22 protein-coding genes and 2 pseudogenes are annotated in these 22857 nt (G+C 39.2%); 17 read left to right on the top strand and 7 right to left on the bottom strand.

Translation table 11 applies throughout. The features are described 5' to 3' along the window. From CAPGI0001_RS10210 to CAPGI0001_RS10200, 3 genes are all read left to right on the top strand, one after another. Window positions 1-456 (top strand): hypothetical protein (locus tag CAPGI0001_RS10210; protein ID WP_211205501.1); only part of this gene is annotated, 456 nt, incomplete at its 5' end. 169 nt (window positions 457-625) lie between these two features. After that, the gene (locus tag CAPGI0001_RS10205) at window positions 626-1453 is read left to right on the top strand and encodes a hypothetical protein (protein ID WP_002669562.1); all 828 of its coding nucleotides are present in this window, start codon (window positions 626-628) and stop codon (window positions 1451-1453) included. 235 nt (window positions 1454-1688) lie between these two features. Further along, window positions 1689-2237 carry a toxin-antitoxin system YwqK family antitoxin gene (locus CAPGI0001_RS10200; RefSeq protein WP_002669556.1) on the top strand — a complete coding sequence of 183 codons (549 nt, stop codon included), beginning with the start codon at window positions 1689-1691 and terminating at the stop codon, window positions 2235-2237. A gap of 47 nt (window positions 2238-2284) precedes the next feature. Here CAPGI0001_RS10200 and CAPGI0001_RS13570 read toward each other — a convergent pair. Continuing rightward, window positions 2285-2476 (bottom strand): annotated as a pseudogene (locus CAPGI0001_RS13570) (hypothetical protein); the annotation flags it as partial. On the opposite strand from CAPGI0001_RS13570, the pseudogene CAPGI0001_RS12815 reads away from it, so the two are divergent. The 14 genes and pseudogenes from CAPGI0001_RS12815 to CAPGI0001_RS10135 form a co-directional block, all read left to right on the top strand. Continuing rightward, a pseudogene (locus CAPGI0001_RS12815) lies at window positions 2454-2615 on the top strand (IS1595 family transposase); the annotation flags it as partial. The pseudogenes CAPGI0001_RS13570 and CAPGI0001_RS12815 sit on opposite strands and share 23 nt — an antisense overlap. 146 nt (window positions 2616-2761) lie before the next feature. Then, window positions 2762-3226, top strand: a complete 465-nt coding sequence (gene rimP, locus CAPGI0001_RS10195; RefSeq protein ID WP_002669555.1) for a ribosome assembly cofactor RimP — start codon at window positions 2762-2764, stop codon at window positions 3224-3226. 7 nt (window positions 3227-3233) lie between these two features. Further along, entirely contained in the window at window positions 3234-4469 is a 1236-nt protein-coding gene (nusA, locus tag CAPGI0001_RS10190; protein ID WP_002669396.1) for a transcription termination factor NusA, read from the top strand. Between the two features lie 80 nt (window positions 4470-4549). After that, window positions 4550-7408 (top strand): translation initiation factor IF-2, encoded by a 2859-nt coding sequence (gene infB, locus CAPGI0001_RS10185; RefSeq protein WP_002669436.1) that lies wholly within the window; start codon window positions 4550-4552, stop codon window positions 7406-7408. Between the two features lie 5 nt (window positions 7409-7413). Next, window positions 7414-8052, top strand: a complete 639-nt coding sequence (gene pyrE, locus CAPGI0001_RS10180) for an orotate phosphoribosyltransferase (protein WP_002669599.1) — start codon at window positions 7414-7416, stop codon at window positions 8050-8052. 1 nt (window position 8053) lies between these two features. Continuing rightward, window positions 8054-8449, top strand: a complete 396-nt coding sequence (locus tag CAPGI0001_RS10175; RefSeq protein ID WP_002669574.1) for a hypothetical protein — start codon at window positions 8054-8056, stop codon at window positions 8447-8449. Further along, a complete protein-coding gene (locus CAPGI0001_RS10170) occupies window positions 8446-8952 on the top strand; it encodes a DUF4199 domain-containing protein (protein ID WP_002669477.1) in 507 nt (168 codons plus the stop codon). The genes CAPGI0001_RS10175 and CAPGI0001_RS10170 overlap by 4 nt, the downstream gene beginning before the upstream one ends. A gap of 10 nt (window positions 8953-8962) precedes the next feature. Then, complete coding sequence (locus CAPGI0001_RS10165) at window positions 8963-9907, top strand: glycosyltransferase family 2 protein (RefSeq protein WP_002669416.1); 945 nt, start codon at window positions 8963-8965, stop codon at window positions 9905-9907. A 15-nt stretch (window positions 9908-9922) separates the two neighbouring features. After that, complete coding sequence (locus tag CAPGI0001_RS10160; RefSeq protein ID WP_002669530.1) at window positions 9923-10360, top strand: copper resistance protein NlpE N-terminal domain-containing protein; 438 nt, start codon at window positions 9923-9925, stop codon at window positions 10358-10360. Window positions 10361-10366: 6 nt separating this feature from the next. Then, window positions 10367-11044, top strand: a complete 678-nt coding sequence (locus tag CAPGI0001_RS10155; protein ID WP_002669564.1) for an alpha/beta fold hydrolase — start codon at window positions 10367-10369, stop codon at window positions 11042-11044. A 157-nt stretch (window positions 11045-11201) separates the two neighbouring features. Then, on the top strand, window positions 11202-11429 hold the full coding sequence (gene ccoS, locus CAPGI0001_RS10150; protein WP_040360229.1) for a cbb3-type cytochrome oxidase assembly protein CcoS: 228 nt from the start codon (window positions 11202-11204) through the stop codon (window positions 11427-11429). Between the two features lie 20 nt (window positions 11430-11449). Further along, complete coding sequence (ccoN, locus tag CAPGI0001_RS10145) at window positions 11450-13645, top strand: cytochrome-c oxidase, cbb3-type subunit I (RefSeq protein ID WP_002669474.1); 2196 nt, start codon at window positions 11450-11452, stop codon at window positions 13643-13645. Between the two features lie 6 nt (window positions 13646-13651). Next, window positions 13652-13843 (top strand): cbb3-type cytochrome oxidase subunit 3, encoded by a 192-nt coding sequence (locus CAPGI0001_RS10140; RefSeq protein WP_081451933.1) that lies wholly within the window; start codon window positions 13652-13654, stop codon window positions 13841-13843. Further along, complete coding sequence (locus tag CAPGI0001_RS10135) at window positions 13840-14700, top strand: cbb3-type cytochrome c oxidase N-terminal domain-containing protein (RefSeq protein WP_002669568.1); 861 nt, start codon at window positions 13840-13842, stop codon at window positions 14698-14700. The genes CAPGI0001_RS10140 and CAPGI0001_RS10135 overlap by 4 nt, the downstream gene beginning before the upstream one ends. Before the next feature lie 75 nt (window positions 14701-14775). Here CAPGI0001_RS10135 and CAPGI0001_RS10130 read toward each other — a convergent pair whose 3' ends face one another. From CAPGI0001_RS10130 to CAPGI0001_RS10105, 6 genes are all read right to left on the bottom strand, one after another. Further along, on the bottom strand, window positions 14776-16140 hold the full coding sequence (locus CAPGI0001_RS10130; protein WP_002669431.1) for an ATP-binding protein: 1365 nt from the start codon (window positions 16138-16140) through the stop codon (window positions 14776-14778). Window positions 16141-16425: 285 nt separating this feature from the next. After that, complete coding sequence (locus CAPGI0001_RS10125; RefSeq protein WP_155813472.1) at window positions 16426-16914, bottom strand: hypothetical protein; 489 nt, start codon at window positions 16912-16914, stop codon at window positions 16426-16428. A 301-nt stretch (window positions 16915-17215) separates the two neighbouring features. After that, complete coding sequence (locus tag CAPGI0001_RS10120) at window positions 17216-17647, bottom strand: hypothetical protein (RefSeq protein WP_002669572.1); 432 nt, start codon at window positions 17645-17647, stop codon at window positions 17216-17218. A 219-nt stretch (window positions 17648-17866) separates the two neighbouring features. Then, a complete protein-coding gene (locus CAPGI0001_RS10115) occupies window positions 17867-18937 on the bottom strand; it encodes a hypothetical protein (RefSeq protein ID WP_040360225.1) in 1071 nt (356 codons plus the stop codon). Window positions 18938-19444: 507 nt separating this feature from the next. Further along, the gene (locus CAPGI0001_RS10110; protein WP_002669590.1) at window positions 19445-20593 is read right to left on the bottom strand and encodes a serine hydrolase domain-containing protein; all 1149 of its coding nucleotides are present in this window, start codon (window positions 20591-20593) and stop codon (window positions 19445-19447) included. A gap of 109 nt (window positions 20594-20702) precedes the next feature. Beyond that, entirely contained in the window at window positions 20703-22796 is a 2094-nt protein-coding gene (locus tag CAPGI0001_RS10105) for a carboxy terminal-processing peptidase (RefSeq protein ID WP_002669508.1), read from the bottom strand. Window positions 22797-22857 lie beyond the last annotated feature (61 nt).

Raw genomic sequence — 22857 nt, 5'->3', positions numbered from 1 at the left:
TTTATATTATTCTTTAAAATGAAACATATTATAATCACATTATTACTTTTTGGACTTACATTTTCCGTAAAGGCACAAGTTTATTTAGGTGAAACGGATAGTATTATTGTAAAAAGATACTATTATAGAGATAAAGAATTGTCAGAGATTGGTTCTCATGACAGGGATATTTTTGAGGAGTTATCTTCCAAAAAACTAACCCACAAACAAGAAAAAATATTACGCCAAAAATTAAAACAAAAGAAAAGTTTTTATCATCAAAGAGCTTTATTAAATCATTTTAATATAAGTGTTCTCATCTACAAAGATGGAGCAAAAGTTTTTAAAATTAATTATTCTTCTTTAACAAACAACTTAACTATCTATAAAAGGGTAGATGAAGATGACTATGAATATGATTATATATATAAAGGGCAAGCCACCCCATACTTATATCGCCTTTTAAATAAATTATAATTGAGGTGTTAAAATAATTTCATATATTTGCACTCTGAAAATACTTTGACACCTCAATTAAATTTTTTGATTATCAAGTTAATGGAATAAAAATAATAACACAAAGGTAAATTCTATTTTATATTGCATAAATATCTTAAAAAACAAATGAAAAAACAAAAAACAATATATGAAATTATTACTTATTAGTTTATTTTTAATAGGGACAGTGAGTTCTTGTAAAAATGTTGTTAATAATAACACTGAAAAAGATCCACAAAATGAATTATTAAGTATCGAATCTGATACCATATCTGATACCATATCTAATGCACAAGAACATTGTGATTTTGAAGATTTTATTAAGGAAGAGATTGGCTATTTAAATGGCGGTTTTGGTAACAAAGGAAGACTTGATTTAGGGAACATTGATATAAGTTCAATGCTCTCTAAACCATCTTTTCCTTATGGGGTTATTCCTTATATTGGGTTTATTGATATAAAGATTAAAAGAAGATTAGAGATTAATTTTCTAAAAATAGAAAAATCAACAACAAATGATAGTCTTTATATAGCAAAAGGGAAAACAAAAGTTGGTAAAAATGTAAGATTGTTTGAAGGAGATATAAAAATCAAACATGTATATTTTTTTGCAGAGCATTCTAAAGGTTTAGAGGATGATATGGTGGGGAAAATAAAATCACAAGGAATTATCATTGCAGATTATTATTTTAGAGAAGATGAAAAATTATCAGCTACTGGTGTTTTTGAAGGAAAGGTTTTATTAAGATGGTATATTAACAATAAAGGAGTGTTTTTATTTGATGATATTGAAGAATATTCAGATGACTATAGAAACAACCAATTTGTAGGGACTTGGACAAGTTATAAGACAGGAGTTAAAAAAGTAGCTAATTGGGGCATTTGTCGCATCCCTTGCTCAGGAGACTTAGATTGGGGTGCAGCTGAATTTTCTCCTGCTCCTGAATATAGAAAATATGGTTGGGAAGACTATTAACCTTAAATAAAAAACCCTTACCTTTGCAAAACAAAATAAAACAAGATAGAACAATGAATAATCTACTCACCCATTATCCTATAAATTGGATTATGATCACAATGATCAGAAGTTTTTTAATAAATATCAGATTGATATAATGCAAAGTGAAACTAAGAAATATTATGCCAAAAAATAAATTATTATATCTGTTTTTTTTACCTTTTGTGCTTGCAAACCTATAATAATATATAGGTTGCCTCCTGAATATGTAATTATTATAGATAGGAGAGCTACAGGGTATGACATAAGTGTAGATCATTTTGTTAGAGATTATTATTTTAATAGCAACGGAAAATTCCTACGTGTAAATGATACAATAGTACCTTCTGACTATCATATATATAAATGGTTTTATATAGATAATAAAAGAATTGAACTTGAATGTATTAAAATCATAAATGGATATTTAGAAGGCATATATACAATAAATCCAGATATGCCTTTAAAAGAAATCTATTATAAGAAAAGTAAAATGGCGGGAAAATATATAGTATATAATACAGATAGACAAATATTATATCAGACATATTTTACAAATGGGAATGGTTATTGGAAGGATTATTACTATAAAGAAGGTAAAATAAGAGAAGAAGGAAAAGTTGTGAACCACTATAAATACGGCGAATGGAAATATTATAATGAAAATGGAAAAATAGATAGCATTAAAGCATACCAATTAAGCGATTCCATAGATGTTCGATTTCCTCATTGTTTATTTAATAAAAATGAACCTTGCTATTGAGAGAATATGGTTATCCAGTTCAAAGTCAAGCGGATAGCCTTTTTTGTTTATTCTCCCTCCTTCTCCACCAAATGCCTTAGCTCAGGGTCGTTGGTGATGCGTTCTTTTTCGCGTTCAATAATTTCAATGATATCTAACTTTATTTGGCGGTAATTGGCTTCTACCTGTTCTTTGGTGGTGTCGTTGCCGTTGGCATCGGTGAAGGAGAGGATTTGAGGTATATATTCTTGGGTTTCAGAGTTTAATATAGACCGCTATTTAGCTAAGTATAGTTTTAGAATTAATCGCTCACAGAGCAAAGAGACTATCTTTAACAATCTAATAAAAAGAATTGTAGAGCGTTCTCCCGTTTCCCAAAGTCAATTAGTATGTAGCTAAATAGATACCTCAAAAAATAAAAATTCTAACATAAAAAATTTTTTTCTAAGAATTATTTGTTTTTTTAATAAATAGTTGTACATTTGCACACGGAATTGGTAATTAAAGAGGTAGAGGGCAGTTAAGTCCTCTTTTTTTATAATAATATGAACTTAAAAGAAAAAGTAAAAGAGCTGATTGATAAGCACTTAGAAGAAAATCCTTCCTTATTTCTTATCGAATATAGCATTGGAAAAGACAACCTTATTAAAGTGATTGTGGATGGAGATCATGGGGTAAATATTGACGATTGTGTCGCTCTAAGTCGCGCTATTGAGCATAATTTAGACCGAGAAGAGGAGGATTTTTCCCTTGAAGTAAGTTCCTCTGGCATATTCGCTCCACTGACCCAAGAGAGACAATATACCAAAAATATAGGTCGCGAAGTAGAGGTAAAGACAGCTACAGCTACCCATATAGGTGTGATCCAAGAGGTAAGTGATGGAAAGGTCACCCTACAGGTCACCTCTCGCCAACCCAAACCTCAAGGAAAAGGAAAAATAACTGTAACCGAACAATTTTCTCTCCCTATAGAAGAGATAAAAGAAGCAACATTAAAAATAAAATTTTAGATACTCTATGGAAAATAATCTTGACTTAATTGAATCCTTTTCAGAATTTAGAGACGACAAGCTCATAGACCGTGAAGCCCTTATGTCTATTTTGGACGAGGTGTTCAAAACAGCCTTAAAGAAAAAATATGGTTCTGATGAGAATTTTGATATCATCATCAACCCTGACAAGGGAGATATAGAAATATGGCGCAACCGTATCATCGTGGACGATGGAATGGTAGAGAACCCCAATGCTGAAATCCCCCTAAGTGAAGCCCTCAAGATAGAATCCGATTTCGAGGTTGGAGAAGAAGTCTCTGAAGAAGTAAAGATAAGTCAGCTCGGCCGCCGTGCTATATTAGCCCTGCGCCAAAACCTTATTTCCAAAGTACATGAGTATGACAACAATACTGTTTACAAAAAGTTCAAAGAACTTATAGGAACTATATACACCGCTGAGATACACCATATCAAAGGAAAAACTGTAATTCTTTTGGACGACGAAGGCAATGAGATTCTCCTTCCCAGAGACAAACAGATTCCTTCTGACTTTTTCAAAAAAGGAGAAACAACCAAGGGTATCATAGAATCGGTTGATTTCAAAGGAAATAAACCCTCTATCATTCTCTCAAGAACCTCTCCTGTATTCTTGGAACGCCTTTTCGAACAAGAGATACCCGAGATTGCCGATGGACTTATCACCATCCAGAAAGTGGCTCGTATCCCTGGAGAAAAAGCCAAAATAGCTGTAGATACTTATGATGACCGTATAGACCCTGTAGGGGCTTGCGTGGGAGTCAATGGAGCGCGTATCCGAAGCATCGTTCGCGAATTGGGCAATGAAAATATCGATGTTATCAGCTATTCAAGCAATACCAACCTCTTTATCAGCAAAGCTCTTGCCCCTGCCAAAATTACCTCTATCACTGTCAATGAGGAAACCAAGCGTGCCGAGGTATTATTAGCTTCTGAAGAGGTATCCAAAGCTATTGGTAAGGGCGGAAGCAATATACGCTTAGCTAGCCTCCTTACTGGTTATGAGATAGATGTATTCAGGGAAGGGGCTGAAGAGGATGTAGAACTCTCCGAATTCGAGGACGATATAGAACCTTGGGTTATCGAAGAATTCCGCCGTATAGGACTTGATACTGCCAAGAGTGTATTAGAATACAGCGCGGAAGAACTCGAAAAACGTATAGACTTAGAGCGAGAAACTATCGAAGAAGTATTGCGTGTTCTTAGAGAAGAATTCGAAAACTAATATATTTACCATAGAACAATATATACAAATATACACAAACCAACACACATTTTAAAAACAAAACGAGCTTAGAAAAATTTATGGCCGAGGATAAAAGATTAAATAAAGCAGCAAAAGAATACAACATCTCTACCGACAGAGTGGTTGAATTTCTCAAATCGAAAGGACACACCATAGAAGATGTCAATCCAAATACAAAAATCCCAGCAGACCTGATTGTGCTGTTGGACAAAGAATTTGGCTCTGACAAGAAAAGTCGAGAAACCTCCAAAGAGATTACTGAGGAACAACGCAAAGAAAAAGAAGCTATCAAACAGGAACTCTTAGAAAAAGAGCGCAAGGAAAAAGAAAGACTTCAGAAGGAACAGGAGATTATTCGTGCAAAAGCAAGTGTACCAGGAGCTAAAATCGTAGGTAAGATCGACTTAGACCAACCTAAGAAAGAAGCCCCTGAGGAAACTCTTGCCCCATCTGCAGAGGAACCAGCTCCTATAGCCTCTACCAAAGAGAAAAACTCCCAGGTGAAGGTAGAGCAATCTGCACATGAGGAACATCCTGACAAGCACGAAAAAAACAAAGACAAACACAACCATAAGGATAAGAAGGACTCTAAAGAACCTATCTCAAAACAAGAAAAGGATTTCAAGAAAAAAAGTCAAGAACTCCTCTCTGGTAAGCCCGTCCCCTCTTCCAAAGATGCTGCTAAAAAAGAAGAGAAAAAGCCCCAGACTGAGCCTGAACCAGGTGTTATAGAAACTAAGTACACCAAGCTGACAGGCCCTAAGCTCGTAGGTGAAAAAATAGACTTGTCTCAGTTCGAACGGCCTAAAAAGAAAAAGAACGGCAAGGATAAAAACAAGGATGGCGCCGCCTTGGACAAACAAGCTAAGCGCAAGCGCAAACGTATTTCTTCTGAAAAAGAAAATCCGGCCAATCCTAATGCTCAAAAGAATGGCAATAACAACGCCGTCAATAACAACAAGGATAAAAACAAAAAGAAAAAAGAAAATAAGATTTTCGTAAAAGCTGAACCTACTGAGGAAGAAGTACAAAAACAAGTACGTGAAACCTTAGAAAAGCTACAAGGGAAATCTATCAAATCCAAAGGGGCTAAGTATCGTAAGGAAAAACGCGATAGCCACCGCCATAAGACTGAGGAGGAACAAGCTCTACAAGAGAAAGAAAGCACTATCCTAAGAGTAACTGAATTTGTTACGGTAAATGAGCTTTCTACAATGATGGATGTCCCTGTGAACAAAGTCATCGGAGCTTGTATGTCCTTGGGTATCTTTGTAACCATGAACCAACGCTTGGATGCAGAGACGCTTTCCATCGTAGCCGATGAGTTCGGCTATCAAATAGAGTTCTCCACTGCCGATATAGATGAGGCTATTCCTGTAGAGGAAGATCGCCCTGAGGACTTGGTACCACGTGCTCCTATTGTAACTGTAATGGGTCACGTAGACCATGGTAAAACCTCTCTACTTGACCATATCCGCAATGAAAATGTTATTGCCGGAGAGAGTGGGGGTATCACCCAGCACATAGGCGCCTACTCTGTAACTCTTAAACGAAGTAAACAGCGTATTACCTTCCTGGATACCCCTGGACACGAAGCCTTTACCGCGATGCGTGCCCGTGGGGCTCAGGTTACCGATATTGCTATTATCGTAATCGCTGCCGATGACGATATCATGCCTCAAACCAAGGAAGCCATTAGCCACGCTCAGGCTGCTAATGTACCTATTATATTTGCTATCAATAAGATAGACAAACCCACCGCTAACCCTGAAAAAATAAAAGAACACTTAGCCAATATGAACCTTTTGGTAGAAGATTGGGGAGGTAAGATCCAGTCTCAAGACATTTCTGCCAAACAAGGAATAGGAGTCAGTGACCTATTGGACAAAGTCCTTTTGGAAGCTGAAATTTTGGAACTAAAAGCCAATCCTAAAAAACATGCCTTGGGTACCGTCGTGGAAGCTGCGCTGGACAAAGGACGCGGATATGTCTCCACTGTACTGGTACAGGAGGGAACTCTTCGAGTAGGTGATTACCTATTGGCGGGTACTCATTCTGGTAAGATTCGTGCTATGCATGACGAACGTGGAAGGAGTGTCAAAGAAGCCATCCCTTCGACCCCTGTAACCATCTTAGGATTAGACGGAGCACCACAGGCAGGAGATAAGTTCTATGTATTCGAGGACGAAAAAGAAGCTAAACAAATTGCTGCCAAGCGTACCCAACTCCTCAGAGAGCAGTCCGTACGTACTCAGCGACATATCACTTTGGACGAAATTGGTCGCCGTATAGCCCTTGGAGACTTCAAGGAACTCAATATTATCCTCAAAGGGGACGTGGATGGATCCGTAGAAGCTCTTACCGATTCCTTCCAAAAACTCTCCACTGAAGAGATCCAAGTATCTATTATTCACAAGGGAGTGGGTGCCATCACCGAGTCCGATGTACTCTTGGCTTCAGCGTCCAATGCAATCATCGTTGGGTTCAATGTTCGACCTATGTCCAATGCTCGTGCCTTGGCCGAGAAGGAGGAAATCGATATCCGTACCTACTCTATCATCTATGATGCTATCAATGACCTAAAATCTGCTATGGAGGGTATGCTTTCTCCTGAAATGAGAGAAGAAGTTACCGGTACAGTAGAGATTCGTGAACTTTTCAAGATTTCTAAGGTAGGTACTATCGCTGGTTGTATGGTTACTGATGGAAAAATATACCGTAACTCCAAGATACGCCTCTTGCGTGAGAATGTAGTAATCTACACCGGAGAACTCTCCTCGCTCAAGCGATTCAAAGATGATGTAAAAGAGGTCAGCAAAGGGTATGATTGTGGTCTCCAGATCAAGAACTATAACGATATCAAGGAAGGCGATGTCATAGAAGCCTTCCAAGAGGTAGCTGTCAAGAAAAAATTATAATTGTTATGAAAATATCCGCTACTATAGCCAAGGATATAGCAGGAACGCTGCTTGATATTCATGCCATTAAGCTCAGCCCTAAGGCTCCCTTTACGTGGGCTTCAGGGTGGAAGTCTCCCATCTATTGTGACAATCGCATGCTCCTATCCTATCCTGAGGCTCGAAACAAAGTAGCTCTTGCTATGAGCGAATTTATCAAGGAGAAATACCCTCAGGTACAGCTCATTGCCGGAGTAGCCACAGGAGCTATAGGTATAGGAATGCTCGTAGCCGATAGGCTTGGATTGCCCTTTGTATATGTACGCCCAGAACCTAAAAAGCATGGGCGCGGCAACCAAATAGAAGGCAGCTTCAACCCTGAGGATAAAGTAGTAGTCATAGAAGATCTCATCAGTACTGGTATGAGTAGTATAGGAGCAGTAAGAGCTCTAAAAGCTCACCAAGTGGAAGTATTGGGGATGGTAGCTATTTTCTCCTACCTATTCGATATCGCTCAAGAGAATTTCTCTCAAGAGAATATAACCTTAGATACCCTCAGCCAATACGATGCCCTCTTGGAAGAGGCCAAAGACAGAGATTATATATCCCAACAAGAGATAGAAACCCTGGCTAAGTGGCGCTTAGCCCCTGATAAATGGAATTAGTATGAAAATCACCTCCCCTACTGTATCGGTAGCCCTTCCTATAGCGACTGTCTATGAGAAATTAGAGAATGTATCCCTCTTCCAGAGGCTCATGCCTGAGAACTTGGCTCAATTCTCGTCCTCCGAGGACAACACCTCTTTTTCCTTTAGCCTGAAGGGGATGCCCGAGATTTTCTTGGAGAAAAAGAAACTTACTCCTACCTCTGAACTCGTATATGGAGCGCCTGAGGGAAAGCTCCCCTTTACTCTTAGTATAGCCCTAACTTCTACTTCTGCACAACACTCTGAAGTAGTCTATACCTTCGAAGGTGAGTTCAATCCTATGCTGGCTTTGGTGGTAAAAAGCCCTATCACCAAGCTGCTACAAACCATGGCCGAGAAAACAAAAACACTATGAAGAAACACCGAAACCTCATGCTCAAGTATGGAAGTATGATGGGTGGTGTATCCATAGCCCTCACCCTACTTCAGCATCAACTACAAGCCTACAATGGAGCCTCTTTGACTATATTTGCTTTCGGCATCTTACCTATTTTATTCCTTACCTTTTTTATTTTTTTAGGTATTTACCTAAGCAAAGAACGTAGTTTCCGCCAAATGATAAAAATAGGACTGGGTATCTCTATTCTCTTTGCTATTATTGCTGGAGTATTTTGGGTTATTTTTATCCAATACATAGACCCTAACCACTTGGATATGGTCAATCACTTACAATTGGAAGCCTACCAAAAACAATTCCCCTCAGCCGACCCTCAGTCTATAGCTCAGATGCAACAAGATATGGAGCGAAACAAATTACCTTGGATACAATTCAACCTATCGGTAGTCTCCAATATGTTTTTTGGCTTAGTTATTTCCCTATTGGGAAGTTCATTTTTCAAAATTTTAAATAGAACTTAAAAACAAATCCATGCAGATATCGGTTGTCATTCCGCTATTCAACGAAGAAGAATCCTTACCCGAGCTACACCAGTGGATACAGAAGGTGATGGCCAAGGAGCAATTCTCCTATGAAATCATTTTTGTAGATGATGGCTCTACCGATCATTCGTGGGAAGTGATCCAGAATATATGTGCTTCTGATAGGCATGTGAAAGCCCTACGCTTTTTAAGGAACTATGGGAAGTCCCAAGCTCTCAATGCGGGTTTTGCAAGAGCCGAAGGAAAGGTAGTCATCACCATGGATGCCGACCTGCAGGATAGCCCCGATGAGATACCCGCCCTCTATCAGATGATTGAAAAGGAACACTATGACCTGGTCTCTGGCTGGAAAAAGAAGCGCTATGACCACAAGCTCACCAAGAATCTCCCGTCCAAGCTCTTCAATTGGGCTGCTCGCAAGGTCTCTGGCCTTACCCTACACGACTTCAACTGTGGGCTGAAAGCCTACCGCAAGGAGGTCATCAAGACAGTCGATGTCCGTGGGGAGATGCACCGATACATCCCTGTACTGGCCAAATCAGCAGGATTCGATCGCATTACCGAAAAAGTAGTTCAGCACCAAGCTCGCAAATATGGTAGTACCAAATTCGGAATAGAACGGTTTATCAACGGCTTTTTAGACCTATTGACTATCGGATTCCTTTCTAAGTTTGGCAAGCGACCTATGCACCTCTTTGGTGCCTTAGGGGTACTGATGTTCTTCATTGGTTTTTGCTTGGCCTTTTACTTGGGGGTTGACAAACTTTTTATAGACCCTACAGGAAGGCTCATCACTAACAGGCCTCAATTTTTCCTTTCTCTTACAGCCATGATTATAGGAACTCAGTTCTTTTTGGCTGGCTTCTTAGCCGAATTGGTACTAAGAAGTAGAGAGAGCGAACCAAGATATCATATCAAAGAAACTATTAACTAAAAAAACAATCACTTTATGTACAGAATTTGTATTCTTTCCCTGCTATTGTTCGCCTGCAAGGGCAATAATACCCCAGAGAACACTCCTACAGAAGAACCAGTTACAGAACAGAGAGAACAAACCGCACAAGCTCCAAAGGAGCAAGACAGCCGCCAAGGTATCCTATACAATGGCATTCTCCCCACCTCCAATGGAAAAAATGTAGATACCACAGTTATCTTGGGGGAAAATAATACCTATACCAAGACCGAACGTTATATAGAAGATGGGCATAGCCAAAGTGAGAAAGGGCGTTTTCAATGGAATGGAGAAGACAAAACCATTGTCCTTATAGGTGAGAATGGTTCTAAAGCTACCTACAGAGTAGATGCTCAAGTGCTCATCCTTCTTCCTGACCCCAACAAAAAGATGAGCCCAGCGGAAGAAGAGCGCTACACCCTACACCAAAAATAAGAAAAAATGGCTATCCCTGTCTATTGTATGCCTGGTATGGCCGCCAGTTCGCGTATTTTCGAACACCTTGAGTGGCCTGAAGGGTATCAAGTACATCTGTTGGAATGGGACGAACCCCGTCCTAAGGAAGGTCTCTTGGACTATGCCGCCCGTATAGCCCAACAAATCACTGCTCATAACCCTATCCTTATAGGAGTATCCTTAGGTGGGGTACTGATGCAAGAAGTCGCCAGACTGCTGCCAAGCTATCGGTGTGTCGTTTTAATCTCCTCTGTCGCCTCCCCCAAGGAACTCCCCTCATGGATGCGCCGTTGTAAAAAACTAAAACTACACCATATTCTTCCCTTAGCCCGAATGATACGTTTTGACTTTTGGAAACACACCAAGCGCTACAAAAAACTATATATTCACTATATAGGCCTCTCAAGTCCTACCTACTTGGCATGGTGCGCGCGTGAGTTGCTCGATTGGGAAGGAAAACCCCTTGATAAGGATAAAATCATTCATATACATGGCGATAAGGATTTGGTATTCCCTATCCGATACATCGGCGATTGTATCCGAGTGAAGGGGGGTACCCATATCATGATCGTCAATCGTTTTCGTTGGTTTAGAGAACATTTTCTTCCAATAATTAATTCAAAAATCTCCCCTACAGAAGAGCCCACCCATACTCCTATGTAGAGGGTGCCAAAGCACAATACTATCATAAAACAATTTAAGAGAAAAACCTCTGAAAAATCAAAAAAAGAAAGTTATTGCCAAACGTGAAAAAAAAGTAAAATATATTTTTGTGATCTAACAAAAAAAACTTATTTTTGCACCAAATTTTATATATAAAATGAGTGTTATCTACATGCTCATATCCATTAGTACTATAGTAGTCGGTCTATTCTTATTCTTATACCTTCGTGCCATCCATAAGGGGCAGTATGATGATGTAGAGAGTCCTGCTATACGTATGCTCTTTGAAGATGAATTAGTAGAGTCCTCACCTAAAGAAAACACTTTAGAAAAAACACATACCTCTTACCACAAGAAGGATACAGAAAAGCAAACAACAACTTAAAATTTGCTAAATCATTTTTTATGGAAATGGAACAATTTTATTACGACAACAAAATTGTTAAGAACTTCCTTTATGCAACCCTCTTTTGGGGTGTTATAGGAATGAGTGTGGGGCTACTATTGGCCTACTATTTTCTATTTCCTACACTTACCGAAGGAATCTCTTGGCTAAGTTTTGGTCGATTGCGACCACTACACACCAATGCAGTGATCTTTGCTTTTGTAGGAAATGCTATTTTTGCGGGGAGCTACTACTCCATGCAGCGCCTACTGAAGGCTCGTATGTATAGTGACTTCCTAAGCAAGCTCAACTTCTGGGGATGGCAGTTGATCATCTTGGGAGCAGCTATTACTTTCCCTATGGGGATAAGCACCTCCAAGGAGTATGCTGAGCTTGAATGGCCTTTTGATATTGCCATAGCTATTGTATGGGTGGCTTGGGGGGCCAATATGATTGGAACCCTTATCAAGAGAAGACAGCGCCACATCTATGTAGCGATTTGGTTCTACTTGGCTACCTTTGTAGCTGTAGCTTTGCTACACATTTTTAACAACTTAGAGTTCCCTATTGCCCTTACCTCTATGAAGAGCTACTCCGTATATGCTGGAGTACAAGATGCTCTGGTACAATGGTGGTATGGACACAATGCGGTAGCCTTCTTCCTGACAACTCCTTTCTTAGGACTTATGTACTACTTTGTTCCTAAAGCGGCTAACAGACCGGTATATTCCTACCGCCTGTCTATTATCCACTTCTGGAGCTTGATATTCATCTATATGTGGGCGGGGCCTCACCACTTGCTCTACACCGCTCTTCCTGAATGGGCTCAGAACCTTGGGGTAGTATTCTCTGTAATGCTCATAGCACCTTCTTGGGGAGGTATGATCAATGGGCTACTTACCCTACGTGGTGCTTGGGATAAGGTGCGTACCGAACCGGTACTTAAGTTCTTGGTTGTAGCCATTACCGGATATGGGATGGCAACCTTTGAGGGGCCTACCTTGGCGCTAAAGAATGTAAATGCCATAGCCCACTTTACTGACTGGATTATTGCTCACGTACACGTAGGGGCCTTGGCTTGGAACGGGTTCCTTACCTTTGGTATGATCTACTATCTTGTTCCTAAGATGTGGAAAACCAACCTATACTCTATCCGCCTTGCCAATGCACACTTCTGGATAGGTACCTTAGGAATTGTATTCTATACCATTCCTCTCTATATAGCAGGATTTACACAAGCCTCCATGTGGAAACAGTTCTACCCAGATGGAAACTTGGTATATGGTAACTTCCTTGATACTGTCAATGCCATTATGCCTATGTATGCTATGCGTGCCATTGGAGGATCGCTTTATATCACTGGGGCTATCATGGCTATTATCAACGTAATTCAGACCATCCGCCAAGGACAGAAAGTAACGGACGAACTTGCCGAAGCTCCCGCCTTAGCTCCTATTAGTAAAAAACGTGTGGCTGGTGAAACCCTTCACCACTGGCTCGAAAGAAAACCTGTACAAATGACCATCTGGGCTACTATTGCCGTAGCTATAGGAGGGGCTGTACAGATCATCCCTACTCTCTTAGTAAAAGAAAATATTCCTACCATAGCTGAAGTAAAACCTTATACGCCTCTCGAATTGGAAGGCCGTGACCTCTATATCCGTGAAGGTTGTGTGGGTTGCCATACTCAGATGGTTCGTCCGTTCCGTAGTGAGGTAGAGCGTTATGGGGAATACTCCAAGGCTGGAGAATTTGTATACGATCGTCCATTCTTATGGGGAAGTAAGCGTACAGGCCCTGATTTGCATCGCTTAGGGGGCAAATACAACAACAACTGGCACTTCAACCATATGTTAGACCCAAGAGAAACCTCCCCAGGTAGTATCATGCCTTCTTATCCATGGCTTATCAAAAATGAATTGAACACCGATAGGCTCTTACAGAAGATGCGTACCTTATCTAAATTGGGGGTTCCTTACAACGAAGATGATTTCAAGTTTGCCCAAGAAAACTTAGCCGTACAAGCCAGAGCTATTGCCAATAGCCTACTGAACGACCCTAACTTCGTGGCCAATTATGAAGCCTCTAAGAAAAACGCCGAAGTTCGTGGGGAGAAATTTATCCCTATCGAAAAACGTGAAATCGTGGCTATGATAGCCTATTTACAACGATTGGGGGTAGATATCAAAGCAAAGAAAGAAAACGCTGAAAAATAATTCGTTATGATGAAGTTTATCAAACACCACATGGCTTCCATCGAAGGTGTTTCACTTTACCCGATTATTTCTTTAATTATTTGCTTTACTTTTTTCATCGTCCTATTCTGGTGGGTACTCTCCTACAAGAAAAAGGATCTGAATGAGATTAGTAACCTCCCTTTTAACGACGACGATCAAAACAACAACATTTTATGAGAAATTTATTAGCATTAATACGTATTCTTATCATTGTAGGTTTTGCTGCCTTATTGTTAGAATATATATATGGAACAGAAGAAGCATCTGCTATTGTTTCTATGGTTCCTATCCAAGCATTTTTAGGGTTCCTTACCTTGATACTCATTGCTATTGAGATGATCCGCTACCGCTCTGAGGATATTCTTGACCGCCTGCTCACCGACTCTCAAAAACAACAAAGAGAGCTTGCGGAGCAAAACAGCTGGTGGGGGCGCTTTGTAGCCAAGATGCTTGACCAAAAACCTTTAGAAAAAGAATCTGAAATTATCCTCGATCATAACTATGACGGGATCCAAGAGCTGGATAACAACCTCCCTCCTTGGTGGACATATCTTTTCTATGCTTGTATCATCTTTGCTGTAGTATACCTATTCAAGTATGAAGTATTTGGAGGGCTTAGTCAGAAAGCTGAATATGAGCAAGAGATTACCGATGCCCAACATGCGATTGAGGCTTTCAAAAAGGCTAACCCTGGTATGATTGATGCCGATAGCGTTACAGAACTTACCGATGCAGCCAGCCTACAGGAAGGAAAAAGTATCTTCCAAGCCAACTGTATCATGTGCCACGCTCCTGACGGCGGTGGAGGTATAGGTCCTAACCTTACCGATGATCACTGGATCCTTGGGGGAGATATCAAGAATGTATTCCACACCATCTCCGAAGGAGGACGTGAAGGTAAAGGTATGGTTGCCTGGAAGGCTACCCTCACTGCCAAACAACGCCAACAGGTAGCCAGCTATGTACTCTCCCTACAGGGAAGTAGCCCTGCCAGCCCTAAGGCTCCTGAAGGAGACATTATTTGGAAAAAATAACAATCAGTGATTTTATAGAAAAGTGCTTGTAGAACCTTAGAACTACAAGCACTTTTTTTGTAACATATTAAGTCTCTATTGTGCAATCTGTGACAAAGCAAACAGCGGACATACCCTCACTGTGCGCTCTGCTCCTTCTTCAGTATCGGTATAGGTGAACGTTCCAAAGTTCTCTAATGAGGCTCTTATGGCGTTCTTTAGCTTCTTTTCGCGCATAAACTGCCACAAACTCTTCATTCCTCCTTGTGTGCCTGCTTTTACTTCTATAGGCAATACTGCCGACTCGTAGGGTATGAGATAATCTACCTCTGCCTGTGCATTTTTGGCTCTGCGCACCCAGTAAAATAACTCGTGTCGCATATTGGGGGTGCGGTATCGCAATAGTTCAAGCCCCGCAATCATCTCAGTAAGCGCCCCTTTGTTTACTAAGTCGGTAGGGTTTTGGGTGAGTATTTGGGTTGTAAGCTCTGTGATGTCGCCTGTCATATCAAGCCAACGGAGTAGCAACCCACTGTCGAGCAGTAGCATTTTCCTATAAGTAGGGTTGGCTTCACTTCCTAACGGAAGCCCGTTAGCATCGGTGTGCGTTACAGGTGTGATTATACCCGCTAAAATAAGCAATTCCAACGCTTTTTTCACCTCATTACTATGGTATCCCCCTCCTCCTACTTGCGAGTATACAAACTTACTGCCTATTTGTAAGGCGACGCTTTGCAGGGTAAATCTAAGCAAGGTAGGGTCTACTCTCTTTCGGTATTTAGGAAAATCGTCCTGATAGGTGAGTACAATATCGTCTTGCACCTCTTGGCAAGCCAAATAATCGCGTGTGGCTACCCATTTGGCTACTACCTCTGGCATCCCTCCTACCAACATATAAGAGCGAAATAACCCTACTAACTTCTCGTATAAAGGTAATGGTAAAGGCGCTTCGGCAGTAGCACTATTGCGCGCTTCCAATAGCAAAGTTTCGCCACAAGCCCTTAAAAACTCATCAAAAGTCATTGGGTAGACAAACATAGAGTGGATACGCCCTACTCCAAAGGTTGGCAATGTTTCGAGGGCAAACTCTAAGAGAGAACCTGCGGCTATCACGTGCAAATCGGGCATATCTTCTTTAAAAAAACGCAATGCCATAATTGCCTCGCCTGCCGCTTGTATCTCGTCTATAAAAAGCAGTGTTTGTCCAGCAACAATAGGCTTACCTACCATAGCCGAAAGCTGAGGTACTATACGCTTTACATCGAGGTCTCCCTGAAAGAGTTGTATAAATGAAGGTTGCTTTTCTAAGTTTATTTCTACGAAATTCTCAAATTGTTTGCCCAACTCTCTTACTGCTGTCGATTTACCCACCTGACGGGCACCCCTTAACAATAAAGGTTTGCGAGCAGGGCGTAAAGCCCATTCTTTTAGATAGCTATCTATTAATCTTGGGTAATACATCTTATAAAATATAAAGAGTTATATATCAGGCGACAAAGATACAAAATTAAAATTATCCAAAGAAATAAATTGCTGTTTTTTGCAAAAATCCAAAGAAATAATGATTTTGCAAGTTATTTTTTACTCAACACGGGGAGGTCTTCAAATATTCATATTCTTCTTCCCTCTTCCTATTTCCAGCAATCGCTCAAGAGTAGTTTGTAGCACCTTATTTAGCTTGAGGTGCCACTGATATTGATAATCTACAACAGGGTCATTTTCATCTTTCAAATTCTTCCCTATAGTTTATATATAGATAATACCATTCTCTACATAATAATCTCCCATTGTATAACGTTTTGTTGGTTCTGGAAAACGTTCTGTAAATTGATTCCTATATTTATTATAGTCTATCAATATCATTCTATTGAAATCACCAATACTAAAACTAAGGTTTTTTTCTTCTAAAGTAATTTCGAAATATTCATCAATAGAATTTTCTATTATTTTGGTTTCATTTTTTAGCTTTTCCACCAGCAGAGCCAAATCTATAGCTCCTTCCATAGTGGAGCAGTCCATTTTATATAAGGTTTTCCCTACTTGATAGGAGAAAATATCACCTTCTATGGTTGGATTTTCAATAGGTACTAAAGTTTCATCGCTATAAGGGGTTTTGTCGAGCATTACCTCCCCTTTTAGCAAACGAAAAATTTCTTCACCAAAATTGATGTTTAACCAAATTTTGGGGTATATTCTAATTCTATGACACTTGTTTTTTTTTCTTATGGTTCTCATTGTAGTTTTATTTAAAAGGGGAATACAGCTTTAAGTTTATCTAATAGATTCATAGCATATCCCTCTTGAGGCAAAGTTTTTATTCCATTTATCTTTTTTGGGTTCTCGTGTAGCATTCTTTTAACAACACATCTGAAACATTAACCAAGTGCTTTATTAATCCCATTCATCATCAATTGAAAGTCGCTCCCAAAAATTTTCAAAGTTAGAACCTATAAGCCAAAATTTTTGATATTTAACTTCTTCAGGCATTATCTTGCCTGTTTCTTCTAAATAATCTTCACTATCCCATTCGGCATCCCTATACCAAAAATATACTTTTCCATAGTCTTTTAAATTTAATGAGATAACAATTAGGTTCCACTCCGCTATCAGCTATTGGTAGGAATTTAGCAGGCATTCTATTCTTAAATTCTTTCAATGTTTTAACAAGGTCATAGTCAGTTCCTTTTCCGAAGAAAACATTAATACTTGTTTCTAAAAAAGTATAATTAGGAATACCTACACTTTCTGGGTGTTGGTATTCAGCTTCTTCTGTAAAGGGCACTGCTTTTAATAAGTTATTAGGTGTTGATACTCCGTATTTAGTAGCAAAATTCTTATAAACAATAGGTATTTGCTCTCCAACTAATTTTTCTACTTTTGCCCAATAATCTTCGTTAGGACAAGTTTGTTTTTTAGGGTAAAGAGGAACTATTCCTCCTAATTTTTCAATTATTTTATCTATATTCATTTTTAATGATGTTTTGTTTTTCTAATTTCATTTGCAGCTCCAGAGTGTTTAAAGGCATTGTGCAAACTTGTTAATGGAAATTGCATAACATTATATCAAATAAATTATAAAGAGTTATATATCAGGTGGTAAAAGTACAAAATTAAAATTATCCAAAGAAATAAATCGCTGTTTTTTGAAAAAATCCAAAGAAATAATGATTATAGGTTAAGTTCTTAATTATAATTGCAATATAGCTTTAAGTTTGTCTAATAGATTCATAGCATATCCTCCTTGGGGCAAAACTTCTCTTATTTTAGAATGGCATAAAGCCCTTTTAAACTCCCAATCGAAAATAATAAGTGGGTGTGAAAACAAGAGTATAGAGAATTTTATATATTGCTGAAAATTATGTGTTTTTAAAAAGCCCAAAAAAGCTATGAACTCATTAGGAGTTTTAGCATACTTAAAAAGATAACTATCTATCAAGCATTCACTTTTATATTTAGTTTTAGCACTCCTGCTAACTTTGTTTTCTATAGTAGGAATTTCCTCTCCCATATAATCTCTCATATAATAATGAGAGGCGCTATTATCTTCATTATCAAAGCTAACTAACTTGTATAAATCAATAGCTTTTGAAAGAGATAAGTATAGCTTTTCTCTATCCTCATCTATCTCAAAAAACGTTTTTACAGCCTGCGAAAGCGTAAGTGTTTGCGCTCCAAAAATAGTGTATACCATTTCTTTTAACAGAGAATACAAGCATTCTATATCCTTTTTAGCTATTTGGTGATAACATTCTTTCTTGTTTTTTAACTCAAAGACAGCAGAAAACAGCTTTTCAAAAACCTCTTTTATATCAGTAGCTATGTTATCCATAAAATATCCCTGCTTTGTGAGTTGGTTTCTTTCTATAAAAGTTTCCCCACAAGGGTTAAAGAACAATAAATACTTAAAGGCGTGTTCAGTATTCTCTTTTTTTAGTAACTGAATCAATGAAAAGAACTGTAATCTATCATTGATATAATAGTTGTCGTAGTAATAAAAGGCTCTTAAACAGACTTCTAAAAGAGAAAAAATGTCCTCAAAACAAGAATGAGAAATCTCTGTTTGGAGTTTATCATACAAAGCGTCATTTTTCAGTGCATATAGCAGTTCATCGAGTTCTCTCTTTTTAGGCAGTGTAGCCAACAGAAAATCACCTTCCTCATTTTGGTAGTTTGTAATTTTCAAAAGTTCCTCTTTTTCTTCCTGCTGCTCCCCGCAAAACCTCAACAGGGAGAAATACAACATCTTATTTAAGTCCATTTTTCTGAAAATTAGTGATGTTTTTTTTTCCCCATTTACTTTTTTAGATCCTTGGTGTAGTTCGAGTAGCGTTCTTTTAACAACACTGCTGAAACATTAGGCACCCCTTTACACTATTTAGAGCGTATTATAAGATTAAAAAACACTTATCTCTATGGTGTATAAAGGAAAATAGCGGGGTAGATCTTTTGTATTATGTTGGTGTAAGTCGTTGAAATTTTGACAACACTTTTGAAACACTACCCAATCTAATAATTATCGACATACAAAAAAACTCCCCTCTCCTCAAAAGGGGAGTTTAAATTCGTTTAAAAGGCTAAATTTGTTAGTCAATATGAAAAATATTTACTTCCATAACTTATTGAATTTCCAACAGTTACTAATTTCCCCTTTGGAGGAAGTCGCGAGAGCGAGTATGTGAAGAGGGGGAGGTTTTGAAAATCAGCAACTTATAGAACTTACAAAACTTGAGTCATTAATCATTAATCATTGCTCATTAATCATTGTTCATTGCTCATTGTGTATCACTGGATAGTTATGAGTAGTATACTCCTTATAGGAGGCGCCTTTGAGCATACAGTCCATAATTCTATGCATATAGTCCGCTATGGAGGGGTTAGTCGTATTGAACAAGAAGGTAAAGACCACTTCTTCCTCAGGATATACATAGAACCAAGCATATCCCCCTATACCATTGCCTATATGCCCGTAATAGGTACGCCCTTGCCAGTCGGTGGTTGTCTGCCAGCCAATGCCATAGCCCGTATCTTTTCCGGTATTGAGCTGTTGGGAGGTGAGCATTTGCTCTTGGTATTCTGGTTTTAGGAAAGCCTTGCCCAATATCGCTTGTCCCATTAGGTTTACATCATAGGCAGTAGAGAGGAATCCTCCTCCTCCGAGCTTAAAGAAGTTGTTCACCTCGGTAGATCTTTTGAATTGTTTCTTCTTATCAGGAGAATACGGAATGGACTGGTTCGGGGACAGCCCTCCCATATCGGGAAAGGTATGCTTCATCCCTATAGGCTCCAATACATTGTGGGTTACATACCATTCGAAAGGTTCCTTACGTGCCTCCTGCATAGCCAAAGAAACAAGGTTGATATCATAACTATTGTAATAATATTGTGTCCCAGGTTCGAAAAGCAAAGGGTCTTCTGCGAATACGCTTATTCCTTCCTTGATGCTCATAAAGCGGTTAAGAAAGACTTCTTTCCCTTTGTAGGCACGTATCCCTGCCAAGTGCCCCGCCAATTGTTTTACAGTAAAGTCATATTGTTTTTTAGGAAAATAAGGGACATAGTCATAGAGCGAACAGTTCCAGTCTATCCAGCCCTGTTCCTGCATCTTGGTTAGTGCCATTCCTGTCAAGGGCTTGGAAACACTGGCGATACGGTACAGGGTCTCGCGGGGGTTCACCCCTACTTTGTTCTCTATATCGGCATAGCCATACCCCTGTTCCCAGATCGGAAAACCGCGCTTGGTCACACATATGGACATACTCGGAGTATAGTGTTCTTGTAGAAGGTAATTGACTACCAGCTCCGATTGTTGGATTGCTTTTTCCAGAGAGTTTATCTTGGAAATATCTTCTGCAAAAATTTGTTTTTGAGTAATGGGTTGCGCAAATAATTGCTGAAAAAATGTAAAAATAGACATTAGTGCTACTATTTTTGTTCTCATATTGCTCTATTAGGTGCTTTATTTTCTTGAAAAAACGCTCTAAAGATAGGATCTTCAAAGCGTTAAAATATTTTTTAATATGTTCTTATTTTACTAAATCATTGAGTACCTCTACAGCCTCTTCTACATAGATATCCTTTTGAAGATTTTCATGCCAACGATCACGACGTATCTTTACATCTTCATTCTCTTTAGCTTTCTCTTCTTCGGAAGGCAGAGAGGAGAATTGTAAGGATGATTTGTATTCGGTCAGTTGCTTGAACTTCTTGATCATGGCCTCACTTTCATCTATTTGTTTCTTATAGGCATTGTACTCAAGCGAATAGGTATTCTCATCTCGTTGTTTCTGTACCCAGCGGGCATTCTCATCTATGAGCTTGAAGAGGGCTCCCTCTTCTATACGCTTCTTGCTATTGGCAATAGCGGTAGCAAAGTTCTGGTTTTCGCTCCAGCGGGTATAGTTGGCCTTAGGTATCTCATCCCATGGCATAGGGTTTTCCATTTCTCTCTCTCCTACTTTTATGTATTGGTAACGATCTGGAATCACCACATCGCTATTGACTCCCTTCAGTTGGGTAGATCCTCCATTGATACGGTAGAACTTCTGGCGAGTGAGCTTGATAGCTCCCAAATCTCCCAAGGAGCTATTGCGTATCTCGCGGTTTAGGTCTATCAGCTCCTGTACTGTGCCTTTGCCGTAGGATTGTTTGCTGCCTATGATGATTGCTCGTCCGTAGTCTTGCATAGCAGCTGCCAAGATTTCTGATGCTGAAGCGGACAATTCATTGATAAGAATTACCAAGGGTTTATCCCATTGGGTACTACTGTCGGTATCGCTGAGTACTTGTATATTTCTCTCGGCATCTCTCACTTGTACTACCGGACCTTCTTTGATAAAGAGACCTGCTATTTCGACTACTTTGGATAGGGAGCCCCCACCATTGTTGCGCAAGTCTACGATAAGTCCATCTACATTCTGCTTCTTGAGCTTGGCTATCTCCAAGGCCATATCCGAAGCGGAGTTACGCTCACGGGTATTGTTGAAATTCACATAGAAGGAGGGTAGGTTAATGATTCCATAAGTATGGTTTCCTTGCTTGATTATAGCCGATTTGGCAAAGGTTTCTTCTATCTCTACCACATCACGCTTTATGGAGACTACTTGTATACTTCCATCTAAACGCTTTACGGTAAGGCGAACTTCAGTACCTTTTTTCCCTTTGATAAGCTTCACTGCATCTTCCAAGCGCATGCCTATCACATCCACAGGATCTTTACTTCCTTGTCCTACCTTGAGGATCATATCTCCTACTTCTAAGAGCTTGCCTTTCCACACAGGACCTCCCATGATAATATCGGAAATACGGATTCCATCGGATTTCTTCTGTAGTACAGCACCTATCCCTTCGAACTTTCCGGATATATCTCGATCGAATCGCTCTTTGATATCTGGTGCCATATAGCTCGAATGCGGGTCTGTAGCCTCTACATAGCTATTGAGGTAGATGCCAAACCAATCATCTGAAGTTAGGTCTTTGTAGGAAACAAACATCTCTTCAAAGGCTTTCTGAGTAGCCTCTACAGCTTCTGTTGTAAGTTCCTTGTCTCCCTTAGGGGTATAGTTGGCATCTTTCTCTTTCTTATCTTGCTCTTCTTTTTGCTTGATAATCAAGTTCGAAAGTATAGAATATTTGATAAGCTTTCTCCAGCGCTCCCTCAGCTGCTTTTTGTTCTTAGTATAGGGAATCTTCTCATAATCCAAGTCGATAGTTTCATTTTTGGTAAACTCGTACTTTTCTTTGAGAAGTTCCTGTGATAGTTTGTTTGCCTCTTCTATACGTTGGCGCAAGCGGTTATAGGTCAGGGTAAAGAAAGAAATATCCATCTTCTTGAGATCATCATCAAGCTTTGTTTCACTCTTCTTGAACTCATCTATATCCTCTTGGATAAAATAACGCTTCTGAGGGTCTAAGTATTGGATATAGCCCTTGAATACACGCTTGGAGTAAGCATCATCCAAAGGTTGTGGATCATAGTGGCCTCGAGAGACCATATACTGAATGATCTCCATCAGGAGCTTTTCCTTATCTCCTGTATACTCAAATTTTTTATCTGTAAAACTACAAGATGCAAAGGAAATTATTCCTAAGAAAAATAGAATAAAGATATTTTTTTTCATGGATTTGTTTAATAATCGGCAAAGATACTACTTTATTATGAGAATAGAATGTATTTTTATA

It is taken from the genome of Capnocytophaga gingivalis ATCC 33624, from assembly GCF_000174755.1.
Lineage (GTDB): Bacteria > Bacteroidota > Bacteroidia > Flavobacteriales > Flavobacteriaceae > Capnocytophaga > Capnocytophaga gingivalis.
The sequence above is the reverse complement of the archived record's forward strand: the minus strand, read 5'-3'. Positions and strand labels throughout refer to the sequence as shown.